Source organism: Candidatus Proelusimicrobium excrementi (genome assembly GCF_937881865.1).
GTDB classification, from domain to species: Bacteria; Elusimicrobiota; Elusimicrobia; order Elusimicrobiales; family Elusimicrobiaceae; genus Proelusimicrobium; species Proelusimicrobium excrementi.
Window position 1 is genome coordinate 1 of record NZ_CALGEO010000008.1, and the last position, 21,349, is coordinate 21,349.

General features: G+C 45.2%; 24 protein-coding genes and 1 tRNA gene. 23 read left to right on the forward strand and 2 right to left on the reverse strand.

Annotation, left to right across the window (positions count from 1 at the left end):
* From ACQY26_RS00415 to ACQY26_RS00435, 5 genes are all read left to right on the forward strand, one after another.
* The coding region (locus ACQY26_RS00415; protein ID WP_428047111.1) for a UvrD-helicase domain-containing protein at positions 1–2,291 on the forward strand (2,291 nt) is incomplete at its 5' end.
* A complete protein-coding gene (locus ACQY26_RS00420; RefSeq protein ID WP_428047112.1) occupies positions 2,292–2,576 on the forward strand; it encodes a YbaB/EbfC family nucleoid-associated protein in 285 nt (94 codons plus the stop codon). It abuts the gene before it with no gap.
* Between the two features lie 17 nt (positions 2,577–2,593).
* The gene (locus tag ACQY26_RS00425) at positions 2,594–2,956 is read left to right on the forward strand and encodes a CoA-binding protein (protein WP_428047113.1); all 363 of its coding nucleotides are present in this window, start codon (positions 2,594–2,596) and stop codon (positions 2,954–2,956) included.
* Positions 2,956–3,876: an aldo/keto reductase gene (locus ACQY26_RS00430; RefSeq protein ID WP_428047114.1), complete on the forward strand. Its 921-nt coding sequence runs from the start codon at positions 2,956–2,958 to the stop codon at positions 3,874–3,876. The genes ACQY26_RS00425 and ACQY26_RS00430 overlap by 1 nt, the downstream gene beginning before the upstream one ends.
* The gene (locus ACQY26_RS00435) at positions 3,860–5,161 is read left to right on the forward strand and encodes an SPL family radical SAM protein (RefSeq protein ID WP_428047115.1); all 1,302 of its coding nucleotides are present in this window, start codon (positions 3,860–3,862) and stop codon (positions 5,159–5,161) included. The genes ACQY26_RS00430 and ACQY26_RS00435 overlap by 17 nt, the downstream gene beginning before the upstream one ends.
* A gap of 57 nt (positions 5,162–5,218) precedes the next feature.
* Here ACQY26_RS00435 and ACQY26_RS00440 read toward each other — a convergent pair whose 3' ends face one another.
* Positions 5,219–5,737: a TlpA family protein disulfide reductase gene (locus ACQY26_RS00440; RefSeq protein WP_428047116.1), complete on the reverse strand. Its 519-nt coding sequence runs from the start codon at positions 5,735–5,737 to the stop codon at positions 5,219–5,221.
* An 87-nt stretch (positions 5,738–5,824) separates the two neighbouring features.
* On the opposite strand from ACQY26_RS00440, the gene ACQY26_RS00445 reads away from it, so the two are divergent.
* The 17 genes from ACQY26_RS00445 (at position 5,825) to ACQY26_RS00525 (ending at position 19,532) form a co-directional block, all read left to right on the forward strand.
* Positions 5,825–6,730, forward strand: a complete 906-nt coding sequence (locus ACQY26_RS00445) for a M23 family metallopeptidase (protein ID WP_428047117.1) — start codon at positions 5,825–5,827, stop codon at positions 6,728–6,730.
* A gap of 15 nt (positions 6,731–6,745) precedes the next feature.
* Positions 6,746–7,204, forward strand: a complete 459-nt coding sequence (locus ACQY26_RS00450; RefSeq protein WP_428047118.1) for a bactofilin family protein — start codon at positions 6,746–6,748, stop codon at positions 7,202–7,204.
* Positions 7,205–7,921 carry a SurA N-terminal domain-containing protein gene (locus tag ACQY26_RS00455; protein WP_428047119.1) on the forward strand — a complete coding sequence of 239 codons (717 nt, stop codon included), beginning with the start codon at positions 7,205–7,207 and terminating at the stop codon, positions 7,919–7,921.
* Between the two features lies 1 nt (position 7,922).
* Entirely contained in the window at positions 7,923–8,834 is a 912-nt protein-coding gene (locus tag ACQY26_RS00460; protein WP_428047120.1) for a PfkB family carbohydrate kinase, read from the forward strand.
* Positions 8,835–8,953: 119 nt separating this feature from the next.
* Positions 8,954–9,025 (forward strand) — tRNA-Thr (locus tag ACQY26_RS00465).
* A gap of 46 nt (positions 9,026–9,071) precedes the next feature.
* Complete coding sequence (locus ACQY26_RS00470) at positions 9,072–9,821, forward strand: S1C family serine protease (protein WP_428047121.1); 750 nt, start codon at positions 9,072–9,074, stop codon at positions 9,819–9,821.
* 71 nt (positions 9,822–9,892) lie between these two features.
* Positions 9,893–10,087, forward strand: a complete 195-nt coding sequence (rpmB, locus tag ACQY26_RS00475) for a 50S ribosomal protein L28 (protein WP_428047122.1) — start codon at positions 9,893–9,895, stop codon at positions 10,085–10,087.
* Positions 10,088–10,245: 158 nt separating this feature from the next.
* Positions 10,246–10,794 carry an RNA polymerase sigma factor gene (locus ACQY26_RS00480; protein WP_428047123.1) on the forward strand — a complete coding sequence of 183 codons (549 nt, stop codon included), beginning with the start codon at positions 10,246–10,248 and terminating at the stop codon, positions 10,792–10,794.
* Positions 10,775–11,221, forward strand: a complete 447-nt coding sequence (locus tag ACQY26_RS00485) for a zf-HC2 domain-containing protein (RefSeq protein ID WP_428047124.1) — start codon at positions 10,775–10,777, stop codon at positions 11,219–11,221. Before ACQY26_RS00480 ends, ACQY26_RS00485 begins: the two co-directional genes overlap by 20 nt.
* A gap of 13 nt (positions 11,222–11,234) precedes the next feature.
* Positions 11,235–11,786 carry a hypothetical protein gene (locus ACQY26_RS00490; protein WP_428047125.1) on the forward strand — a complete coding sequence of 184 codons (552 nt, stop codon included), beginning with the start codon at positions 11,235–11,237 and terminating at the stop codon, positions 11,784–11,786.
* Positions 11,787–11,919: 133 nt separating this feature from the next.
* On the forward strand, positions 11,920–14,376 hold the full coding sequence (bamA, locus tag ACQY26_RS00495) for an outer membrane protein assembly factor BamA (RefSeq protein ID WP_428047126.1): 2,457 nt from the start codon (positions 11,920–11,922) through the stop codon (positions 14,374–14,376).
* A gap of 45 nt (positions 14,377–14,421) precedes the next feature.
* Positions 14,422–15,555, forward strand: coding sequence for a hypothetical protein (locus ACQY26_RS00500; protein ID WP_428047127.1), 1,134 nt, complete (start codon positions 14,422–14,424; stop codon positions 15,553–15,555).
* A complete protein-coding gene (gene lpxD, locus ACQY26_RS00505) occupies positions 15,552–16,577 on the forward strand; it encodes a UDP-3-O-(3-hydroxymyristoyl)glucosamine N-acyltransferase (RefSeq protein ID WP_428047128.1) in 1,026 nt (341 codons plus the stop codon). The genes ACQY26_RS00500 and lpxD overlap by 4 nt, the downstream gene beginning before the upstream one ends.
* A gap of 9 nt (positions 16,578–16,586) precedes the next feature.
* Positions 16,587–17,414, forward strand: a complete 828-nt coding sequence (gene lpxC / locus ACQY26_RS00510; protein WP_428047129.1) for a UDP-3-O-acyl-N-acetylglucosamine deacetylase — start codon at positions 16,587–16,589, stop codon at positions 17,412–17,414.
* Between the two features lie 7 nt (positions 17,415–17,421).
* On the forward strand, positions 17,422–17,892 hold the full coding sequence (gene fabZ, locus ACQY26_RS00515; RefSeq protein ID WP_428047130.1) for a 3-hydroxyacyl-ACP dehydratase FabZ: 471 nt from the start codon (positions 17,422–17,424) through the stop codon (positions 17,890–17,892).
* A 4-nt stretch (positions 17,893–17,896) separates the two neighbouring features.
* Positions 17,897–18,712 (forward strand): acyl-ACP--UDP-N-acetylglucosamine O-acyltransferase, encoded by an 816-nt coding sequence (lpxA, locus tag ACQY26_RS00520; RefSeq protein WP_428047131.1) that lies wholly within the window; start codon positions 17,897–17,899, stop codon positions 18,710–18,712.
* Positions 18,702–19,532 (forward strand): LpxI family protein, encoded by an 831-nt coding sequence (locus ACQY26_RS00525; RefSeq protein WP_428047132.1) that lies wholly within the window; start codon positions 18,702–18,704, stop codon positions 19,530–19,532. Before lpxA ends, ACQY26_RS00525 begins: the two co-directional genes overlap by 11 nt.
* A gap of 163 nt (positions 19,533–19,695) precedes the next feature.
* On the opposite strand, the gene ybaK is transcribed toward ACQY26_RS00525, so the two are convergent.
* Entirely contained in the window at positions 19,696–20,175 is a 480-nt protein-coding gene (gene ybaK / locus ACQY26_RS00530) for a Cys-tRNA(Pro) deacylase (RefSeq protein ID WP_428047133.1), read from the reverse strand.
* Between the two features lie 127 nt (positions 20,176–20,302).
* Here ybaK and ACQY26_RS00535 point away from each other — a divergent pair, with 127 nt between their 5' ends.
* Positions 20,303–21,277: an L-lactate dehydrogenase gene (locus ACQY26_RS00535; protein ID WP_428047134.1), complete on the forward strand. Its 975-nt coding sequence runs from the start codon at positions 20,303–20,305 to the stop codon at positions 21,275–21,277.
* Positions 21,278–21,349 lie beyond the last annotated feature (72 nt).

The following is a 21,349-nucleotide window of genomic DNA, read 5'->3' on the forward strand; positions in this document are numbered from 1 at the left end:
GGGAAGCCGTAAGCGGTTCCCTGCCGAAAGCGAAAGAGGCCTTACAGAAATCCGGCCTTATAAGCTTTGACGAAATGATACTTAAAACAAGGGATTTGGTTAAGAACCGTTTACACGTAAGGCAAACCCTTAAAGAGGAATACCGCAGTATACTCTTAGACGAGTTTCAAGACACAGACCCGGAGCAGGGCGAAATATTTTTATACTTGGCCGAAGCCGACGAAACGCAGGCCTCCGACTGGATGGATATTTCCCTTCAACCGGGCAAATTGTTTATAGTGGGCGACCCGAAACAATCCATTTACCGCTTCAGAGGAGCGGATATCGCCGCTTATGACACTTTTACCGACGCAATGCTTAAGCAGGGAGCGGTAAAATGTTTTTTGCAAAGCAACTTCAGAAGCTCGTCCAACATTGTGGCTTACGCAAACAAATTCGGCGAACGAGCGATTAAAGCGCAAAGAAACGTTCAGCCGCAATATGTGCCGATAAACCACACCAAATCATACAAACCCGAGCCTGTCAGCCTTATAATAGCCGACGCGGGCGAAAACAAAACAAGCGCGGAAGATATGCGCGCTTTTCAGGCCGGTATAATAACCTCATGGATAGAAGAAAACGCTTTTAAAACGAAGCTTTCTTCCGGCCGCGCAATGACTTATAAAGACATAGCCGTACTTTACAGAAGCGCAACCGGGCTTGACGTTTTGATTGACGCCTTTAAAAGCGCCGGCATAAGTTACAGCGTGGAAGAAAACAAAAACTTCTATCAGGCGCAGGAAGTTAAGGACATTTTAAATCTCTTAAAATTGGCCCAAAATCCGGCAGACAGAACGGCCCTCGTCGGCGTTTTAAGAAGCCCGCTCTGCCTTATAAAAGACGAAGAGATTTTAAACCTGTCCCAAAACGGTTTGCTTAACATTTACGCGGACGCAAAAGACGAGTACGTCAATTCCAAATACGGCGCGCTTAAAGAAATATGCCGGCGCGCGCAGAGCCTGCCGCTTGAGGAGTTTATAAATTATCTGCTTTTTGAAACCAAATTTAAAGAAATGCAAATTTTATGCTCCGCAAGCGAACAAACCGGCGCGAACATATCCAAATTTATGGACGTGGCAAGACGTTTTACAAATGCCGGGATTTTGACTTTGCCTCAGTTTATATATCACTTGGAACATTATTTTAAGGAAATGGAAAAAGAAGGAGAATCGCCTTTGGCCGAAGAATCTTTGGACACGGTAAAACTTATGAGCATACACAAATCCAAAGGGCTTCAGTCCCCCGTTGTGATAATTTACGATATCACAAAAGAACAAAACAAAGGCAATAAAAAAGCTCCGCAGATTTTGAGTGACTGGCTTTCCGCTTCAGCCGCGCCGAGGCTTGGCAAAGTAAAAGATTTATCTTATGTTTTTTTGGAGCAAGCCAATAATTTGCACGCCAAAGCCGAAGAACTTAGAATACTTTATGTAGCGCTTACAAGAGCCGAAGAAAAACTTTTGATAACGGGCGCAAAAGACGCACAAAAAACTTTGGCCGCGCCCTTGCTTAACGCGGGCTGCTATCCCGGGGACGGCGCGCCCGCGACATTGCTTGACGGAATTTGCCAAGCCGTTTATATTCCTTTTAAAGAAAACGATTTGCGCTTACGCCTCGGCGGTAAAACGCGCGCGGAACAAAACCCGGAAAAGTTCAAACTGTGGCGCGAAGCCTGGCTTGAGAGAAGCGCACGCTATGACGCCGCCATGCAAGAAAGCCCGGTTACGCCGAGCGGCTCAAACCGTCAAGAAGAACTCGGCCCCGCGCAGGCTTCGGCCATGCTTACCGGCAGAATTTGCCACCGCATGCTTGCGCAGATGTTTAACGGAGAACGGCCAAACGCCGATAAAGCCGCCGCGGAAGAAGGGGCAAATCCCGTAAAAAACGCAAAGGAAATTTCCGCCGCAAAAAACATAACCGAAAGTTTTGCAAAAAGCGACGCTTTCAAAAAATTGGCGGCAATGGAGTGTAAAGCTTCGGAACTGCCTTTCAGCATGAAAGATCCTCAAACGGGCATTTACGCCAACGGCATTATAGACGCAGTGTTTGAAGACGCGCAAGGAAGCGTATTTATAGCGGAGTTTAAATCTGATAATATTAATATAGAGCAGGTTCGGCAAAACGCCGAAAAGTACTCGGCCCAGCTTGAAATTTACCTTAAAGCAGCTAAACTTCTTTTTAAAGGTAAAAATATAAAAGGGGCCTTGGTGTTTTTGCGCCCGCATGAAATTTATTTTTTAGGAGATAATTGAATGTTTGACAACTTGAAAAAATTAATGGAACTTAAAAAAACGATGACGGAAGTAAAAAAACGCTTGGACGAAATGGTGATAAAAGTGGAAAGCCCGGCGAAAAATTTTGAAATGACGATTTCCGGTTCCCAGCAGGTAAAAGAGATGAAAGTCCTCACGGATTTGAAGAATCTCTCCAAAGAAGAAGCCGAAAAAGATTTGGCGGAACTTTTTAATAAAGCCGTAAGAGATTCCCAAGCTATGGCCGCGCAGGCCATGGGCGGCTTGGCGAACCTGGGCCTTTAAAATATTAAGGGGACGCAATGGAAAAACAGATTATCGCGGTGATGGGCGCGTCTTCGGACACGGGTAAATATTGGTATAAGATATTTAAAGACATAAAAGATTACGGATTGAACGTTTACTGCGTAAATCCGAAGACGCCGCAGGACGCAAAAAACCGAATCTACAACGCCTTTTCGGACCTGCCGGAAAAACCCGATACCATGATAATCGTTTTGCGCCCGGAACTTGCCGAACAAGCCGTAAAACAGGCCGTTGAAAGCGGAGTAAAAACAATTTGGTTCCAACCCGGGGCTTACGGCGAAGCCGCCGCGCAGGAAGCGCGCAAAGCCGGATTAACGGTGCATGATTCATGCTTCATGCTGGCAACGGGCATTTGGTAATGTTATACTTTCAAAAAAAAGAAATCAAATTTTCCCGTTTGGCTTTGGGCACTTGGGCCATGGGCGCGGGAAAAGACTGGGGCCCCGCCGACAAAAGCGAATGTATAAAAGCCATACACGCGGCATTGTCCGAGGGAATAAACTTAATAGACACCGCGCCGATTTACGGCAATTACCGCGCGGAACTGCTTACCGGCGAAGCGTTAAAAGGCAGAAGGGATAAAGTTATATTGGCGACCAAATGCGGCCTTAAGCCCGGTGAAAGAGCGGTTTCTTTCGATCTTTCGGCAAAAGCCGTAAGGGAGGAGGCGGAATCCTCTTTAAAAAGGTTGCAGACCGACTATATAGATATATATCTTATACACTGGCCCGACAGAAACACTCCTTTGGAAGAAACCTTTGGGGAATTTGAAAAGCTGAAAAAAGAAGGGAAAATACGATTCTTCGGCGTTTGCAATTTTTACGAAAGCCTTTTGCGCCGCACGCCGGAAACGGCCGAAATAGATTTTGTTCAAAATGAATTTTCTCTATTAAAAAGAAACGAAGCCCCCCTTAAATTCTGCGAGGAAAACAAATCCGTCTTTATGGCGTACGGCGCGCTGGGCGGAGGAATATTAAGCGGCAAATACAAAAAAGAGCCGTGCCTGCCCAGATGCAGCGTCAAATCTTTTTTTTATAAATACTATAAAGGGGAAGCTTTCTTAAAAGCTTCCAAGGCCGCGGAAGTTTTAAAAGACATAGCGAACAAATATAAGGCGACGCCAGCCCAGGCCGCGCTTAACTTCGTTTTGGCGCAAAGCCCGCGCGCGGTTGCGCTGTTCGGCGCGAGAAACGCAAAACAAGCTGCGGAAAACGCCGCAGCCGCCGCTTGGCAACTTACACAAGAGGATTTGGATTATATAAATGAAAGACTTTCTTAAACTTCAAGAAGATTCCACTCTCCGTGCGGAAGAACTTCTGCCGGAAGCCGGCATAAACAAAAAAAGGGAAATAAGCCGCCTGATTTTTGAAATATGCAAAAGGGACGGCTTAGAACCGAAACAGATTTTAAGCGAAGAAAAAATAAAAAACTTCGAACAGGCAAAAAAATCTCTTTTGGCTTTAAGATATCCTTTAAGCTTCAGCAAAGCGCCGGCTTCAAGCTATTATCTGCCGAAGCTCGACTTACAGGCTCTGCCTGACGCCGAAATCAAGCAAGAAGAATTTTATCCCAAAAATCTGTTTATCGAAAAAGAGGTTTTAAATTCCCCTTTGGCCAAAAGAGCTTTGGATTTATTCCCGAAAGCAAAGCTTACCGTGCTTGAAAAGAAAACTTTTTGCGGCAGTCCAAATTATTCCAAACGCAAAGAAAACCTTGTAATAATAAAAGAAAATTTTGATTTCATAAAGCCGTGCCCCTGCACAAAAAACTGCTTTTGCTGCGGTTATAATCTTGTAAATTTGGGGTTTGGCTGCGCCTATGAATGTTCCTACTGCTTTCTTCAGCAATATCAGAACCTTCACGCGGTGGTTTTGCCGGCCAATATTGAAGATTTTTTAAGCAAAATAGACGGGGCGAAACTTCGCAAAGGCCCGTTCCCGCATATACGCATAGGCAGCGGGGAGTTTACGGATTCCTTGCTGTTTGACCATATTACGGAGTATTCCTCCGCCATAGTAAATTTTTTTAAAGGCAGGCCCGAATATTTTGAGTTTAAAACCAAAAGCGCGAATATCGGAAATTTGCTTAAACTTGAAGCTTTGCCGAATATAGTAATAGGCTGGAGCGTCAATCCGCAAAATATAATATCCTCGGCCGAACCGCTGACCCAGCCTTTAAAAAACCGCTTGGCGGCCGCCGCAAAAGCCGCGCGGCACGGATACAAAACGGCTTTTCATTTCGACCCGGTAATCATCCACGAAAACTGGCGGGAAAATTATCTAAAAGTCATAGAAGAAATAAAAAATACGGTTCCCGCCGAATCAATAGCCTGGATAAGCATAGGCACTTTAAGATTCAGCAGGGAACTTAAAAAGTGCATAGAAAGCCGCTTTAAAGACAATAAAATTCTTGACGGGGAATTTCTTTTGGATTTTGACGGCAAAATGCGCTACCCCAAAACGCTTAGAAAAGAAGTTTATCAAACCCTCGGACCGGCGTTAAAAAAGGCGTTTCCGCAAACGTACGTCTATCTTTGTATGGAAGAAGCGGACCTGCAAATTTAAAATGCTTGCAAAAACCCCCGCTTTAGGCGGGGGTTTTAATCTCTACGGAAACAAAACCTATTTTAAAGCTTTGTCTATCTCGGCGGACATTACGTCCACATAGCCGGGATCAAAGCCGACCCATTTCTGCGTTTCCCCGGTTTTATTGTTGATGAAGAGCATCGTGGGGAACCCGCTTACGCCGTTGTCCTGAGCGAACTGGGAACCGTTGTAATACACCTTCACGTTCTTTACTGTTTTTACGGGTTCAAGGTTCTTAAGTTCGTCGGATTTCTGGTCCACAAAAGCGATGATTACGTCAACGTTTTTGCCTTTATACTTGCCGGCCAATTCGTCGATATAAGGAATCATCCTCTTGCAGAAACCGCAAAAACCGGCCATGGAAGCCACCAAAACGGGCTTATCGGCGCCGGTTTTCTTCAAAACAAAAGCTTCTCCGCCGTTAACGGCAGGCAAAGTGTATACGGCCGCCGTTTCCTGTGCGGCAGGGGCGGGAGAGGGCTGTTGTTTGGAGCTTTCTTTGGCGCAAGCCGCGAAAGCAAATACAGCAAAAGTTAATATTAATAGTTTTTTCATAAGTTTATTATAGTTTTTTATTTGCCATTTTTGCACCGCTTTATTAATAAAGCAATAAAAACAATGAAAAATGATAAAATGAAGATTGTGAGAAAAACCCGTTCTTCCTTATCGCGATTGATTTTCGGGCGTATGGAAATAGTCCTTATGCCGCGTTTCGGCGCGGGCGTAAAATTTTCCGTATACCCGTGGGCTCTGCTGCTGTTTGCGGCCGCGTGGCTTGCGCTTACGCTTTACGCTTTATTCGCCGCGGCGCAGGACGTTGACTGTAAAATAATCAAAGCCGACAATAACATAATGAAAACTAAATTCGCAATGATAGCAGAGGAACTTTCAAGAAACAGAAAGTATATTGAAATGTCCCACACGACGGACGAACAAATGCGCCAAATGCTCGGCATGAAAGGCGGAAAACACATAAACCGCCCGTTCGGGGACGAGGAAGAAATCAATTTTAAAGAGGTATTCGCCAAAAAACCGGCGGAAATAGACGAAAAACAAATAAACCAATATTTAAGCCGCACCACAGAAATGGCCCAGGCGCGTTTGGCGAGCTTTCAGGAAATAGCTTGGTTCTACGCCAACCAAAAGAACATCAGTGATTCAACACCGTCGATAAAACCGACCACGGACGCGGTGATAACTTCGGGCTTCGGATACAGGCTTTCGCCTTTCGGCACTTTTATAGCCGCTTTCCATAAAGGTTTGGATTTTGCGGGCAAGCCCAATTCCAAAATAAGAGTAACCGCCGACGGCGTAGTCCGCCATGCGGGCTGGGCGCAGGGTTACGGGCAGGCCGTGCTGGTTGACCACGGCTTCGGTTATTCCACTTTGTACGGGCACTTGGCCGACATCAAAGTTAAAGCTGGGGACGTAGTCAAAAGAGGACAATTTATAGCTAATATGGGCACGACGGGGCGTTCAACGGGCGTACATTTGCATTACGAAGTATGGAAGGACGGAACGCCGGTCAATCCCAGAACATATTTTTAATATATCGGAGGAGTTATGGGTTTTTTAAGTAAAGACGTCAAAGCCGGGGAGTATGTCTCCGTCATAAGCGAGCAGTGCCAGTTCCAAGGCACTTTGGATTTGCAGGGTTCTTTGAGAATCGACGGCGCGCTTGAAGGCAACGTAGACAATGCAAAGTACGTTACCGTAAGCAAAACCGGTACGGTAAAAGGCGATATCACCGCACAAGGCGTGGTTATTATCGGCAAAATGACCGGCGACATCGTGGCCGACAGCGTGGAAATACTCGCCGACGCCAAGATAACGGGCAATATACGCTCCAAAAGCATATTGATAGAAGGCGGAGCCAAAGTAAGCGCGACGATACACGTAGTAGGCGAAGAAGAAGCCTCTTTGGACGAAGAGGAAATCGCCGCGGACGAACCCAAAAAAGCGGAAGAACCGAAAAAAGAAGTAAAAACGGAAAAAAAAGACAATAAAAAAGGAGATAAATAAATGATTTCCATCCTCAACAAATATAAAAACCCGATTTTGATAATCACCATTTTGTTCTTTGTGGGCAGCCTCGGTTTTGTAGGAGCGGGCGTTTTTATGGAAGAATACGGCCCCAACGCGGCCATAGCCAAAGTCGACGGCGAATCAATCAAATATAAAGACTTTTTAAGAAACTTTGATTTACTCTCCCAAGAAGCCAGAAACCAAGAAGACTTTGACGAAAACTCCGAAAAAGCTTTGCGCCAGCAGGTTTTGCAGTCCATGATAACCCAGCTCAGCCTGGCCCAAGCCGCACAGCGCTTCGGCATCGGCGTTTCCGATTTGGAAATAGGCTACGCTATAAAAAGCGCGCCTGTTTTTAACGTCGGCGGCGGATTTAACAAAGACGCTTACATTTGGGTTGTAAGAAATCAGTTCCACATGAACCCTGCGGAATACGAAGCCCAGCTTAAACGCGAAAAATTGGCCTCCAAATTCCAAAACGCTCTTATTTTGGCCGCGAAAGTAACCCCGCAGGAAGAAAAACTTTTGAAAGAAGAAACCGATAAGGCCCTCGCCAAAGAAAAGAAAGGCAAAAAAGCCTCTAAAAAGGAGAAAGAAAGCGCCGAAGCGGCTTTATCATTGGCGACCGTACAGTTAAAAGCCCAAGATTTGCTTGCGGCTTATTCCGACAAAATCAACGCGGACAATAAAATACGGATTTTCAAAAAGGACTAAAATGAAAAAGAGCAAGGTATTGATAGTCGGCTCAATGGCCTTTGACAATATCAAAACGCACAAATCTTCCGTAAAAAACGTTTTGGGCGGTTCGGCCTCTTATTCATCAATAGCGGCGAGTTTCTTTTCCGAACCGAAAGTAATAGCCGTAGTCGGCGAAGATTTTACCAAAAAGCATATTAAACCTTTCCGCGACCGCGGGGTGGATACCTCCTGCATAGAAGTAAAAGAGGGAAAAACTTTTACATGGGCCGCCTCCTATGACAAAGACTTTAAAAACGCCACGACTCTTTCAACCGAACTTAACGTTTTTGCGGATTTCGCGCCGGTCGTAAAGAAAGAAGACGCGGCCCCGCAGGCTTTGTTCTTGGCGAATATTTCCCCCAAGCTTCAGCTGGACGTGCTAAAACAGGTAAAAAAACCCCGTTTGATTGCCTGCGACACCATGAATTTATGGATAAAAAACAATAAACCGCAGCTGCTAAAATTGCTTAAATCCATGGACATCCTTTTTGTAAACGAGGCCGAAGCCAGGCAGCTTACCGGCGTGTACAACCTTATAAAAGCCGGCAAAACGATACTGAAAATGGGGCCGAAAATAGTAGTAATCAAACTTGGCCCGAACGGCGCTTTGCTGCTTACAAAAGACGCTATGTTCCAAGTTCCGCCTTTCCTGGTGGAAGACCCAATAGACACCACCGGCGCGGGCGACAGCTTCGGCGGAGGCTTTGTGGGATATTTGGCTTCCGTAAAGAACTGGAACAATCTTAAGCATATTAAAAAGGCATTGGCTTACGGGACGGTGCTGGCTTCCTTCGCGATAGAAAGCTTCAGTATAAAGAAACTGGCCCAGGTAAAGCCCGAAGACATCAAAAAACGCTTTGAACTTTACGTCAAGGCCTGCAGCTTCTGATTTAAAAGCCCGGCGGAACTAAAAGCCGGGCTTTTTCCCTACTGGCGATTTTAACGCTTTAACCGATATTGTTTATTGGCAGGGAAACTAAAAATTGTTATAATTTATTGTCAAACGACGCCGAGGTAGCTCAACGGTAGAGCAACGGTTTTGTAAACCGTAGGTTGTGGGTTCGAATCCCATCCTCGGCTTATTTTGCAGATTCTCAGGCAAAATATTGTTAAGGCGCGGTATTTTATGAGGAAATTAACCCTTTTTATACTTTTGCTTCTGCCCGCTGTAACAAATGCTCAAAAAACGCCCGCCGAAATAGCGGATCGCTTCGGCGACAGTATAGTGTCGGTCAACGTGCTGAAAAAAGACGGTTCCGCGCACAGCGGTACGGGCTTCATAGCCAACTCGGACGGTTTGATAGCCACCGCAGGCCACGTGGTTAAAGACGCGGTTTTTGTAAACCTTACTTTTAAAAACGGAGTCGTTTCCGACGAGGCCGCAATAATAGACTCAAACGAAAGCAAAGAAGTGGATTTGGCCCTTCTTAAAATAAACAACCGCAATCTGCCTTGTGTGGAATTTACAAACGCCGACTATGTAAAAGCCGGGGAGCCGATTACCGTAATAGGAAACCCGAGAAGGCTACAAAACACGGTAACAAACGGGCTTATTTCCCAAATAAGGCGCGTAAGCAAAGGCGTAATATGGCTGCAAATAAGCGCGCCGATTTCCCCGTCTTCATCAGGTTCGCCCGTATTTAACGAAGAAGGCAAAGTGATAGGCGTGGCGCTCTCAAGCCTTAAGGGAAGCGACAATCAAAACATCAATTTCGCCATACCGTCAAATTATCTTATGCAAATGATACGCAAAAACGGATACCTGATACCAATGCCGTCAAAATACGTCTATGAAGACACGGTATGGGGCCGCTTTAAAAAGCACTGCGGCAAATCTTGGCGCATACTCAAAAGCAAATTCTCCAAAGTCTTTTGAAAGTAATTTACAACAAAAAGCTTTTTTAGTACAATATAGAAAATAAATTTACAAGTCAGGAAGATAAAAACATGTCATATAAATGCGAAATTTGCGGGAAACAATCTGTAAGCGGCGGTTCTTACAGCCACTCCCACATGAAAACCAAAAGAACTTTTAAACCGAACCTCCACAAACAGAAACTCGTTTTGGACGGCAAAACGCAGACCGCTTATGTCTGCTCCAAATGCATGAAATCCGGCAAAGTAGTAAAACCGGCAAAATAACAAAACGCACTGTTTTTACACCCCGCTTTAAAGCGGGGTTTTTTGTTTTGAAAGAACAAAATCCCCCTCCGAAACCGGACTCTTTTGACTTTATTTTTACTCTTTTTTACAAATATGCAATAATTTGGCGCGAAAGCGCGTTTTATTATTGAGGGCTTATGATACACGAAGACTTGGTAATTTACAATGTTAAGAACGGCAAAACCGAAGACTTCGGCCTTATAGTGGAAAAGTATAAAGATTCTTTATATTCTTATATTTTTTACAGCGTTAAGGACGAAGGCGCGGCGGGCGACATCTTTCAGGATACCATGTTAAAAGCCCTTACGGAAATACAAAAGTATAAAGAAAAGGGTAAGTTTAAGGCTTGGCTTTTTACTATAGCCAGAAACAAAATTACGGACTATTTCAGAAAAGCTTCAAAAACCGTAAGCCTTGACGACGACGAAAACGGCGAGAGAGCCGATTCCGCCGACAATACGGAGTCAAAAGCCCTTTCCAACATATCTTTAGAGGAAATATCTTCCTTTATAGATAAATTGCCCCAAGCTCAAAAGGAGGTAATACTTTTAAGGCAGTATCTCAGCTTTAAGGAAATAGCCGACGCGCTTTCCTGCCCGCTGGGTACGGTTCTGGCCAGAATGAGCCGGGCCGTAAAAAAATTGCAGGAATTTATGGGGGAAGAATATGCAGTCCAAACACGATAAAAAAATGAGTGAGGCGGCCTTGCTTTACGCTTACGGCGAATTGCCGCAAAGCGAGGAAAAAGCTTTCCTCGAGCATTTAAAAATATGCCCCCTCTGCCAAAATACTATAAGAACGACAAACCTTTTAAACGCGGCTCTGCCGCAAATAAAAGCGCCGGAAAACCTGATACGTTTACCGAAAGTCGGCGTTAAGCCAAAAAGGCATTGGTTTTCTCTGCCGAGTTTTAATTTTAACTTAAGGCTTTTGACGCCTTTGGGCGCGGCCGCAGCGATAACGGTTATGGCTATCGGGTTTTATCAAACGGCGGCCTTATACTCCGCCCGGAATCAAGCCGAGGCGGCCAGGGATATAGACTCCATTTATGACAGCCTGTATATCCTGGAAGACGAAACGGAAGATTTAATTAGTTATATTGACAGTCTGTGAAAGGAGGTTCACAATGAAAAGAGTACTTATAACGGCTTTGGCCGTGGTTTTCGGAGCGGGCGTTTTGGTGGCTCAGCCGGCCAAGTTCAACAAAGAAGAAAGGCGGAAAGAATTTACGGAAATGAACAATCTTGTTGAAAGCTACAAGAAAGAAAAATCCAAAAAGAAAAAAGCCGCCATTGAAGAACAGGTTAAAGAGAAAGTTTCGGCCAATTATGACAAACATATCAAATTCCTTGAGAAAATGGTGGCCGATTCCGAAAAGAGGCTCGCCAAAGCCAAAGAAAAACTGGCAAAAGCCAATGAGCCGGAAGCCAAAGCGAAGCACGTAGAGGAAGTTTCCAAAAAGATACTTTCCGGGGAGAAACCTACCCTGTTTGCCCCGCCCTTTCACGGCAAAGGCGGCAAGGCATTCGGCAAGCATATGCGCGGCAAAGGGCCAAGACATCAGGACCAAGGCAGATGCCCTTGTATGAACAGGCCTCATGACGCCGACGGCGAACTTCCGCCCCCTCCCCCGCCGTTTGAAGAGCCCGAAGCGCAAGAGCCCGCTCCGGCCAAGTAAAAACATCTAATCCAAAAATTACAAAAAGGCGGCTTTTAAGGCCGCCTTTTTCCTCAAAAAAAGATAAAATAAATCTCTTTTCCGCACCCCGCGGAATATAAAAACATACGCCCAGTAATGATATAATATTTATATGTTTAAATATTTAAGATATATACCCGTTTTCATTTTTATGTTTATGCCCGCGGTATTCTGCGCGGCCCAAGGCCTTTCTTTGGACGAAGGCGTAAAAAGAAGCCAATTTAACTTTACAAGGGAAAATTACGTCAGCCCGGAAGAGTATCAGGAAAGCCTCGGCGAACAGATATACGAAGAGGATTCTTCCGACGGCAAAACGGACCCGAACGGCCCGTGGATGATATGCCAGATCGCCGCGGATGGGCTTGTTAATATCAACAAAAAGACAATCACAAAAAACATTTCCGCAAAGGAAGGCTCCCTTTACTATAAAAGCGCAATACAAGATGACGTAGCCGCGTTGATGGCTTTGGGCAATTTTGACAATATGGAAATCTCCATAGAGCAGTCTTCCGGCGAAAGGAAAGACAAGGAAGACAAACAGCTCTATCCCTGCCATACGCTTACCGTCATCTTAAAAGAAAAACCCATCCTTGAAAAAATAAATTATACGGGCAGGAAAGCCCTTTCCAAATCCGCCATACAAAACGCCATGGCCACCAAAATCAAAGATCCTTTCAGCCGCGCCAAGCTGGAAGCGGATATGGAAAAAATAGAAGGCGCTTATGCCGCCAAAGGTTACGTGAACACAAAGGCTTCTTTTGATTTCTCTTTGGACGAAAAGACCAATACCGTTACGGTTAATATAAATTTGGACGAAGGCTCCAGAACACGCGTCAAAGAAGTTATAGTGGAAGGGCTAAACGACATTCCGGCAAAAAAGTTTATAAAGCAGCTTTCCAACAGGCCGAAAAAGATTTTTAAAGCGCAAAATATTCCGCAGGACCATTACAAAGCCATAACTTACGCCAGAAATTTAGGCTATTTTGATTTTAAAATTGACGATTATTCCCCGGAATTTAACGAGGATAAAAGCGAAGTGGTCTTAAAATACAAAGTTACGGAAGGGCATGACGTAGTCTTCGGCGATACGACTTTCGAAGGCAACAACGTCTATACCACGCCCGAACTGGAAAAAGTGGTCTTTTACAAAAAAGGCAAACGCTTCAACCAGCAGAAATTCGACATCACCGTAAGAGACCTGCAGGAAAAATACGCCAACAAAGGCTATTTGCGCGCCGATATCACCCCTCAAAAAAACCTGGACGAAGAAAACGGCGTACTCAACATAAACTTTGACATTTTGGAAAACAACCGCGTTTATATCGACCACATCGACATTACCGGAAACGAACAGACGAAAACTTACGTCTTTGCCAGGGAGCTTACGATAAAAGAGGGCGAAATTTTCAATTACGAAAAAGTCAGACGAAGCCAAAACAAACTTATGAACTTGGGCTTTTTAAACGACGCTCAAATCGACATAACGCCCACCAACGACATAAGCAAAGTAGACGTGGCTTATAACGTGGTTGAAGGCCGCCCCGGCATGTTTACTGCGGGTATAGCGATGTCCTCTTTAGACGGTTTATACGGCGACGTTTCTTTAAATCACCTTAACTTGTTCGGCAAAGCGCAAAGGCTTTCTTTAAGGGCTTTGTTCGGCAGCAGGATTTTGGATTACACCGTCAGCTGGTCTACCCCGTGGATAGGAGAAAAACCTATAAGCTTCGGCGTGGACGCGTTTAATACCAGGCGTTACCGCTCTTACAGAAGCACAAGTTCCGCCTATACGGAAAAAAGGAAGGGCGGAAGGCTGAATCTCGGCCCCAGATTCAATGACGATATGTATCTGTTAAGCTTTTCCTACACGTTTGAAAACATACATATTTACGATATAGACGAACAATACCAAAGCGAACTTGAAGACGGAACCACCAATGTTTCGACATTGGGGGCCACCTTCGCCATAGACACCAGGGACAATGTTTGGGACGCCACCAGCGGAAGCAGAAACTCAATCGGGATAGACCTTTCCGGCGGGCCGATGTTCGGCGACTTGGATATTTACAGGCTTACGCTGAAATCCTCCTACAACAAAACTTTGATAAATATCGGCAACGATTACCCGATAGTACTTATGATAGGCAACAGGGCGGGCATTGTAAAACCCTACGGCAGGACGGACGAAGTGCCGGCTTACGAAAGAGTTTTCCTCGGCGGAGCGGATACCGTCAGGGGTTATGATACCACGGGCCAAATCGGCCCCGCCACCGGCGGAGAACTTTACTATATAGGCAATGTCGAGCTTAAATTCCCTCTTGCAAGGGAAGGCAGACGCACTATCGCCCAGTTTGCCGCTTTCTTTGACATCGGCAACTCTTGGATGGATTTCAATGATGTAAAATTTCAGACCGGTACCAAAGAAGATCAATTTAAAATGGGCGTCGGCTTAGGCTTAAGGCTGGTTACCCCATCCCTGCCGATAAGGATAGACTGGGGCTACGGTTTAAACCACCAACCCGGAGAAAAGAGAGGTTATATATACTTCTCCATGGCTAATTTGTTTTAAGCTATTGCCCGGGCGGTTTAAATCTGCTTTACTAAATTTAAAGTGATGAAAATAAAATTTTTAAATTCTTTCGTTCTTTTTACTGTGCTGGCGGTCTTCTGTTCCGCACAGCAGGCCGGCGTTGCGGCGCCGGGGCAAAAAGTATCGGGAGAAACGGCCGAAGCTTTGCGGAAACTGCCAGGCTCATCCGATATACCATTACAAAAATATGACGCCACGGCCATAGTGGAAATACCCGATATGTCCCCCAGCCAAGATAAACCCGCCGGGGATTTTGCGGGAATGGATAACGGCGCGGAAGGATCTTCAAGCGGGCAGGGCGGAACTTCGGATTTGGCGCCCGTGCAAGACCCGCAGTCCGCCGCTTTGCAAACCCCTGTGGAAAATGCCCTTTCAACGCCTTTGGCGCAAGAGGAGCTTCAGCAGGCTGAAGAACAAGCGGAAAATCAAAAAAAAGCCCCCAATAAAAAGAAACGGCACTTCGGCCTTAAACTTGACGGGAATGAAGAAGACGAAGACGACGGCGATATCCCCCCGGGCACTTTGGCCGTATATATTGACGTTGAAGAGGCTTTCAATAACAATCCTTGGACTATAAAAGCCCGCAAAAACATTAAAATAGATCTTGAAGCAACGCAAGTGGAATATGTCCAAATGCAAACGCAGCTGCAGGAACTTAAAAATAAACTTTCAAGTTTAAACAAAGATTTGGCTTACTATATCCCTTATTATCAAAACGTGCAATATATTCCGGCCCTTGGGGACAGAGATTATCCCAAATTCAAAACCGACGGTACCGAAAACATCAGCAAAGAACTGCTTTTTTCTTCTTCAGCTTCCCAAGTGGACAGCCCTTTAAACATTCCTCTTAAGATACAGCAGCTTAAAAGCGCGATAAAAGACACAAAAAAATCCATCATAGAAAAGGAAGCTTTCCTTTTGGATTACAGAGAACTTTCCAAGGAGGAAATACTCTCCCGCCAAGATTATATAGTGCAGCAGATACTAAAGCAAATTTACAGCGGCATAAAAGAATACGCCGCCGTAAGGAATATCGGCATAGTGGTGGATAAGAAAGATTTGATCTTCGGCAAGCCTTTAAACGTAACGCCGGAGTTTATAAAATGGATGAAAAGCTATAATAAAAAATATATCAAAGAACACGGAGATTTATTATGAACCTTACCTTGAAACAAATAGCCGAAATGAGCCAAAGCGAGCTTAAAGGCGACGAAAATTTTAAGCCTTGCGGCATTTGCGGCTTGGACAATGTGCGGGAAGGAGCGCTTTCTTACAGCAATAACATAGACAAGCCGGAAGCTTTTAAAGATTTGAAGCTTGGCGCGCTTATTCTGCCGCTTGCCGCCAAGGAAAAGGAAATTCCTTTCTCCGGCAATATAATTTACGCAAAGAACCCGGAATGGGCTTTCACTTTGGTAATGAGGGAAATTTCCACGTTAAACAAAGACTTAAAACCCGGCATTCACGAAAGGGCGGTGGTTTCCCCCTCGGCCAAAATCGGCGCGAACGTTTTTATAGGCGCAAACGCAGTAATTGAAGACGGCGCCTCAATAGGTGACAACACCATAATTTACCCCAATGTTTATATCGGCAAAAACGTGCAAATAGGCATGTATTGCATAATTTACCCCAATGTCGTGATACGCGAAGAATGCGTACTCAAAAACAAAGTTATTCTTCAGCCCGGCTGCGTTATAGGCTCCGACGGATTCGGCTATGTGTTTAACGGCAAACACGAAAAAATCCCCCAGCTCGGCAATGTAATTTTGGAAGACGACGTCGAAATCGGCGCGAACACTACCATAGACAGAGCCAAACTGAACCATACCGTAATCGGCGCAAACACCAAAATAGACAATTTGGTGCAAATAGCCCACAACGTAAAAACCGGCATGAGCTGCATTTGCGTTTCCCAAGTCGGCGTGGCGGGCTCAACGGAGCTCGGCAACGGAGTAATATTGGCGGGGCAGGCGGGTATTTCCGGACATCTTAAAATCGGCGACGGAGCCGTAGTCGGCCCGCAGACCGGCGTTATAAGCAATGTCAAACCCGGCGACAAAATTATGGGGTCCCCCGCAATGCCTTACGGCGATTTTATGAGGCTTAACGTAATCTTTAAAAAATTGCCCGAACTTTATAAAGAATTGACTAATTTAAAGAAAAAATTTAAATTTTTTTAAGGACCGCACATGAACAGAAAAACAATAAATAAAACCGTTACCGTAAAGGGCATAGGCCTGCACACAGGCGAGCCTTGCTCAATGACGTTTAAACCTTCCGAGGACGGCTTCATAACCTTCCTCAGGACGGACGTCAAAGACGCTTTGCCGATAAAAGCTTTGGCGCAAAACGTTTGCTCCACCATGCGCGGGACAAATCTTTCCAACGGAAAGGAGCAGGTGCACACGGTTGAACACGTTTTAAGCGCGGCCCACGGTTTGGGCATAACGGATTTAATAGTGGAAATGGACGGCCCGGAACCGCCGATAATGGACGGATCCTCCCTGCCGTACGCTCAGGCGATGCAGGAAGCGGGATTTAAAGAAATACCGCTGCCCGCCCCTATCCTTACGCTTAATAAAGATATAGAATATAAAGAAGGAGATATCTTTTACAGCGCGAAACCGGCTCCGAAACTTACTTTTACTTTCTTATTCCTTAGGAACCACCCGCTTGTAAACAGGCAGGAATACTCTTTTGAATATTCCGCGGAAGGATATCTTGAACAAATCGCCCCCGCCAGAACTTTCGGCTTTGAGGAGGAGATAGCTTTCCTCCGCGCGAACGGTTTGGCCAAGGGCGGACGCATAGACAACTGCGTAATAATACAAAAGGACGGATTTTCCGTGCCTTTAAGATTCCCAGACGAAATGGTCCGCCATAAAATACTTGACTTGTTGGGCGATCTTAAACTTACTAATAAGATTTTGGGCCCTATGCACATAACGTGCCGTTGCGGGGGCCATAAAACCAATGTGGAATTTGCTAAGCTTATGCTTAAGCAAAGCGAGGAATAAAGCAATAATGGCAGGAAAGTTGGAATTTGTTTTAAAAATGCCCGTGGTAAGGGTAATAAACAGAAAAGAGTCGGAACAGTATCTGCCGCACAGGGATCCGTTCCTGCTCTTGGATGAAACCTACATTCTGGAAGACGAAAAATATATTTCAGGCTCCAGATTATTCACGGGCGAAGAAGATTTTTTTAAAGGACATTTCCCCACGCACCCGGTAGTGCCGGGAGTTTTGATTTTGGAAATAATGTCCCAAATAGGCGCGACGGCTATAATGCAGCAGGAGCGTTTTAAAGGAAAAGTAGGTTTTTTAATGAGTATAGACTACACCAAATTCCGGGGCCAGGTGGAGCCGGGAGATAAATTAAAAGTAGCCATAGAAGTACTCAGAGTAGGCAAAGTTACAAAGCTCTACTCTGAAGCTTATACAGACAAGGGCCTCTGTTCGGAAGCCCAGTTAAATTTTATCTTAGGAGAGAAATAACAATATGCAACCCGCTAAAATTCACCCCACGGCGATTATAGACTCTGACGCTAAGCTCGGAAACGGCGTAGAAGTAGGCCCGTACACAATTATAGGCAAAAACGTTACCATAGGAGATAACACCAAGATAGGCCCTTTCTGCATGATAGAAAACACCGTAATGGGCAAAAACAACGATATCATAGCAAGCGCGTTTATCGGAGTAAAGCCACAGGATCTTTCCTACAACGGCATTGAAAGCATGGTCGTCATGGGCGACGGCAACAAAATAAGGGAATGCGTAACCATACACCGTTCCACTTCTTTGGAACATCCTACGAAAATAGGCAATAACTGCCTTTTGATGGCCAATTCGCACGTGGCGCATGACTGTACATTGGGCAATAATATCATTTTGGTAAACAGTGTCGGCATAGCCGGGCACGTAACGGTGGATGACGGCGCAATACTTTCCGGCATGGTGGCCGCACATCAATTTGTAAGAATAGGCAAATATGCCATGGTATCGGGCCTCAGCGGCCTTCCGCTTGATATGCCCCCCTTCTGCAGAGCCACCGGCGGCAGAGCCAAACTCGTCGGTTTAAATACCGTAGGCCTTGTAAGAAACGGCTTCAGCAAAGAGGCGATACATTCCATTAAAACGGCGTATAAAGAGCTTTTCCTTTCAAGCAGAACTTTAAAGGAATCTTTGGAACTTCTTAAGAAATCAAATCCTACGCCCGAAGTTACGGAACTTATCACTTTCTGCGAGAACACCAAACGCGGCATTACCCCCGCAAGGATGAAATTTCATCATACCGGGGATCAGGATGACGAATAAGGATAAGCTGGGCATTATCGCCGGGGAAGGGAAATTCCCTTTAAATATAGCGAAAGAAGCCTCTTTAAAAGGCGTTGAAGTTTACGTAATCTGCGCTAAAAACAACGCCTTTGAAAAGGACTTTGAGCCTTATGCAAAACTTTGCACGACGATGAAGCTCGGCCAAATGAGCAAAGCCATAAAGTTTTTTAAGGACAACGGCGTCAGCAAAGCCGTAATGGCCGGACGCGTTCAGCATGTAAACATCTTCAGCGTAATGCCTGATTTAAGGACGGCGAAAGTGCTGGCCTCAATAAAAGATATGCGCGCAGATACCATTTTAGGCGCGGCCATAAACGAATTTAAAAAAGACGGCATTGAATTTATTTCTTCTTCCTCTTTCATGGAAAAATGCATAGCCCAAAAAGGCGTACTTACCAAAAGAACCCCTACCGAAGAAGAGCTTAAAAGCATAGATTTGGGTTTTAAAATATCCAAAACAATGGCGGATTTGGACGTCGGGCTGACTTCCGTAATTTGCGACCGGGCCGTTCTCGCCCTTGAAGCTATGGAAGGCACGGACAACTGCATAAAGCGCGCAGGGGAAATTTACGCCTCCGCGCCGGTAAATAAAGACGCCAGCATAGTAGTGGTAAAAGTCGCCCGCCCCAAACAAGACGACCGCTACGACTTACCCGTAATCGGCAAAGGCACAATCCGCGCAATGATTCAGGCTAAAGCCAAAGTCTTGGCAATAGAAGCGGAAAAAACCATAGTTTTGGATATAGAAGAAGTTAAAGATCTGGCCGATAAAAACGGCATCTGTCTGACGGCCATATAATGATTTTCGGTACGGCGGCGGAAGCGCCGCAAGCGGTTAATTTTATATAAAGAACGGTTTTAAACCGTATAAAACGATAAAAAACTTCTTCACGGAGAATTACGAAAAGCCGGTATACGACGGCGAAACGCTTTGCGCGGATATGATTGTACTTAAGAAAAACTTATGATTTTTTAAGAGTAAGTTCCGCCAAAGAAAACTCTATAACTTCGGCCAAATCCGCAAGGCTTACCTCAACCTGAAAACCTACTTTGCCGCCGCTGAAAATAATGGTTTCAAAGGCAGACGCGGAAGAATCAATAAAAGTTTTAAAAAATTTTTTCATTCCCACGGGCGAACAGCCGCCGTGTATATATCCCGTAAGAGGCAGAAGTTCCTTGGATTTCACCATTTCCACGGACTTTTCTCCGCAGGCTTTGGCGGCTTTTTTAAGGTCAAGTTCTTCCGCTACGGGTATAAGGAATACGTAATGCGCCCGGCTTTTGCCGCACGTCACCAGCGTTTTAAAAACCTGCGCCGGATTTTCTTTTAAGCAAGCGGCCACCTCCGTTCCGCTTAAAGCTTCTTTGGCGTCATAAGAGTAATGTTTATAAGTGATTTCAGCAGCGTCCAAAACGCGCATTACGTTGGTTTTATGCTCCATAAATAAATTATATAAATTTAAAAGCGGCGTCGCCCCATTGATAAAATTAAAACCGAAGGCTATAATATTATCCGCCGCTTTATAAAACGCCGTGCAAACGCGGTTAAGCGGCTATAAGGAAAATAATATGGAAAAAATAAATGATTGCTCAAGTTGCATAAACTTCAGAAAAGCTGCCGTAATAGGCTGTGGATTTGTGGGATCCGCCTCCGCTTTCAGCCTGATGCAAAGCGGAATGTTTACGGAAATGGTACTGATAGACGCCAATAAAGAAAGAGCGGAAGGCGAAGCCTTGGATATCAGCCACGGCATACCTTTTGCGCGCCCGATGAAAATTTACGCCGGCGATTATGATGACGCGGCCGACGCGGGTATAATAATAATCACGGCGGGGGCAAACCAACAGCCCGGCGAAACACGCTTGGATTTGGTAAAAAAGAATATAAAAATTTTTGAATCCATTATTCCCGAAATATCCAAAAGGAACTTTAAGGGAATTATGCTTATCGTAGCCAATCCGGTGGATATACTGACGCACGTCGCAATCAAATTAAGCGGCCTGCCGGAAAACAGGGTGATAGGCTCCGGCACGGTGCTGGATACGGCAAGGCTGAAATGCGAAATAGGGGAACACCTTAACGTCGACAGCCGCAGCGTACACGCCTTTATAATAGGCGAACACGGCGACAGCGAAATCGCGGCCTGGAGCTGCGCCAACGTTTCCGGCATACCTTTAAACGACTTTTGCGAAATGCGCGGACATTTCGACCATAAAAAAGCTACGGAGAAAATCGCTTCCGACGTAAAAAACAGCGCGTATGAAATCATCTCCCGCAAAAAAGCTACAAATTACGGCATAGCCATGTCTGTAAAAAGGATTTGCGAAGCCATCGTCCGCGACGAAAAATCAATATTGCCCGTATCGGCCATGATGCACGGCGAATACGGCATAAAAGATATCGTCTTAAGTATGCCCTCCATAGTGGGCAAGAACGGCTTTGAAACCCATGTTCCCATAGCTTTAAACAAAGAAGAAATAGAAAACCTGCAAAAATCGGCTGCAATATTGAAAGGCATTTTAAAAGAAAACAATCTTTTATAAATACACGATATTATCCGGCATACGCAAAAAAAGCGCCTCACATGAGGCGCTTTTTAATTAAAAACAGCAAAC